General features: G+C 67.7%; 3 protein-coding genes and 1 pseudogene. 2 read left to right on the forward strand and 2 right to left on the reverse strand.

Annotated elements, in window-relative coordinates:
• Positions 1 to 308 (forward strand): annotated as a pseudogene (locus tag FRW57_RS23570) (SAM-dependent methyltransferase); the annotation flags it as partial.
• 28 nt (positions 309 to 336) lie between these two features.
• On the opposite strand, the gene FRW57_RS19895 reads toward FRW57_RS23570, so the two are convergent.
• Together FRW57_RS19895 and FRW57_RS19900 are read right to left on the reverse strand one after the other, a co-directional pair.
• A complete protein-coding gene (locus FRW57_RS19895; protein WP_137121353.1) occupies positions 337 to 639 on the reverse strand; it encodes a WhiB family transcriptional regulator in 303 nt (100 codons plus the stop codon).
• 18 nt (positions 640 to 657) lie between these two features.
• Positions 658 to 2,454: an ABC transporter substrate-binding protein gene (locus FRW57_RS19900; protein WP_238999501.1), complete on the reverse strand. Its 1,797-nt coding sequence runs from the start codon at positions 2,452 to 2,454 to the stop codon at positions 658 to 660.
• Positions 2,455 to 2,570: 116 nt separating this feature from the next.
• Here FRW57_RS19900 and FRW57_RS19905 point away from each other — a divergent pair.
• A partial coding sequence (locus FRW57_RS19905; protein ID WP_203230441.1) for an ABATE domain-containing protein occupies positions 2,571 to 2,870 on the forward strand: 300 nt, incomplete at its 3' end.

Raw genomic sequence — 2,870 nt, forward strand, 5'->3', positions numbered from 1 at the left:
CCGGCGGGTCGCTCACCGGCTTCCGGCGCGGGAGCAGTTGCGCGCCGATCGCCGACGGCAGCTGCGACCTGACGGCGCACGTCGCCGTCGACTCGCTGGCGCACACCGAGCTGGTGACCCAGCGGGAGGCGTTGCGGCGCTTGGGAATCGCTGGCTCGCTCCCTGACCGCGAGCTCGCCGCCAAGGACCCCGCCGCCTACCTGGCCGCCCTCACCCGCTCGAGCGCTGCCACGGCGCTGCTGGCCCCCGAGGGGCTGGGCGGATTCTGGTGGGTGGTCGTGAATCGGGGGGCGGACGGCATACCGTGAGGGTCGCGACTCGGCCTGTTCTGGCTGGCTACGCCACACCCGGAGCAGGCACCTTGCGCGGCCGGCCACGGGCCCGCTTGTGCGCGAGGATCCTGCCCCGGACCAAGAGCTCGCCTCCCCAGACGCCCCAGGGTTCACCTCGTTCCATGGCTGCGCCCAGGCACTCCGCCCTGACGGGACACGAGCGGCACAACGCCTTCGCCCGCTCGATGTGACGCGGGTGCTCGGCAAACCACAGCTCGGGATCCTCCTGTCGGCAAGGGATCTCGGCTCCCGATGCCGACACCCGCTCGAGTCGTCGATCAGACCTGGTGGGTCCCACAGGTGACACCTCCCCCGAGCGGCGGTCTCACCGGCTGGCGGTCGTGCCGAGCGAGCCCAGGTCGGGCGCGTCCGCCATGGCGGGGTTGTCGATCCAGTTGGTCACGCCCGACCCGCGGATCAGGAAGAACTTGGTGGCCGTGAGCGGGACGTAGGCGCCGTCCTTGGCCAGCATCTCGTCGATGTCGCCCCAGGCGGCGTTCTGCTTGTCCGGGTCGGTGAGCTGGTAGGCCGCATCGATCGCCTTGTTGACCTTGTCGCTCCGGTAACGGCCGTAGTCCTGGCCGTTGGTGCCCTTGGCGAGGTTGACGCGTGAGTCCCACAGCGGCGCGATCACCGTCGAGGCCCCTGGCCAGTCGGCACCCCACGCTCCCCACGCCACGTCCCAGGTGGACTGCTTCGCCGGGTTCTGCACGATCGTGTAGAAGTTCTGGGTCTCCGGCTGCAGGCTCACCTTGAAGCCCGCCTTCTCCCAGCCCTCCTTCAGCGCCGCGGCCGCCTTGTCGGAGGTCGGGGTGCCACCGCTGTAGATGTAGTTGATCTTGACCGGCGTCGAGACGCCTGCCTCCTTCAACAGCTGCTTGGCCTTGGCCGGGTCGCCCTGCGGCGGTGCGTCGAAGACGTCGAACTTCTTGTAGCCGGGGGTGTTGGGATTGATGATCCCCGTGGCAGGTGTGCCGAAGGTCGGTCCGCCGTTCGCGGTGATGTAGGCGCTCTTGTCGGTGGACAGCGCCAGTGCCTCGCGGACCTTCGGGTTCTGCATCGTCTTGCTGGCGAAGTTCGGCACCAGGTAGTAGACGTAGGGAGACACGGGGTTGGTGGCCCGCTCCTTGGCCTTGGGGTTGCCGATCACCTGCGGTTGCAGGGATGGCGGCACGGACCGGTCGGACACGGCGTACTTGTCATTGCCGTTGTCGGCGATCAGCCGCTGGGCGATGATCTCGTTGGTCAGGCCCTCGGTGAAGACGATCTTGTCCGGCAGCGCGTGCCGCACCTTGTCCGTCTTGGGGTCCCAGTTCGGGTTGCGCACGAAGGTGCTCGTGCCACCGGAGTTCCACTTGCCCTGCAGCTTGTACGGACCGTCGGAGAAGATCTCGAAGTTCGACTTGTCGCCCTGGTCCTGGCTCTTCTTGTAGGGCGCGAACGCCGGCAGGTAGAGCGCGCTGTTGAAGTCGGCCACGGCCTTCTTCAGGTGGAAGGTGATCGTGTTGCCGGTGCACTGCACGGCCTTGTCGAACAGCGCCTGACCCTTGGTGTCCCTCTTGTAGGGGCCCTTGTAGACCGACGAGCCGTCCTTCGCGGTCGGGATGTCCAGGAACTGGATCGCGTAGTTGGGCCCACCGGTGATGACATCGGTCGCGAAGGTGCGGGAGATGCCGTACTGGAAGTCCTTGCAGGTGATCGGCGAGCCGTCCTGCCACTTCACGCCGTCCTTGATCGTGAACTTCCACGTCTTGGCGCCGTTGCTCGACGTGCCGGTGTCGGTCGCCAGGTCCGGCACGAGCTTGGTCGATGCCTTACCGGACACCGCCGGGAAGGTGGTGAGCGTCCGGTAGACCATCCGCGCCTCGTTGGAGATGTCGCGGCCGATGTAGGTGCGCTGCGGGTCCAGGTGCTCCGCGTTGCGCTGGGTCAGGTAGTAGAGCGTGCCGCCCTTCTCCGAGCTCGTCGGACCCTGGCTTCCGGCGCCGCCCAACGCGTCTCCCCCACCGCCCGTGTCGGTCCCACCCCCTCCCGAGCAGGCCGCGACGACCAGGGCAGTCGACAGGGACGCGAGAAGAAGGGCGGTTCGCGGGGCGGTCAACATGTTCTCCTCCGGGGTCACGCACGTAGGTTTTCGCCGATAGTGGACCGTAAAGACTTGGTAAATAACCTGTCAATCTTTTTTACCGGTTAGTTAAACCTTCGACGGAACCGCCAGCCGATGGTTACGATCCGGGCATGAGCAGGACCATCGGAGCGGGGAAGCCCCGCGCGAGCGAACCCGTGTGGGTCGAGGTGGTCGACGGTGTCCGCCTGCCCCGGCGGCTCGCCGGGCACCCCGCCCTGGAACTGTGCAACACGCTGGCCAACTGCAGCGAGCCCCAGGCCGCTTTCGACTACCTCGCGGACTTCGAGAGCCTGTGCGTCTGGGCCACCCGTGAGGGCCTGCTCGATGCGACCCTCGCGGCCGCCACCCGCCGAGCGATGGCCGCCGACTCGGTGGCGGCGGCTCGCGAGCTCGAGCGGGTCCGCGCGTTC

The organism is Segeticoccus rhizosphaerae, assembly GCF_009192725.1.
In the GTDB taxonomy this organism is placed as follows: Bacteria; Actinomycetota; Actinomycetes; order Actinomycetales; family Dermatophilaceae; genus Segeticoccus; species Segeticoccus rhizosphaerae.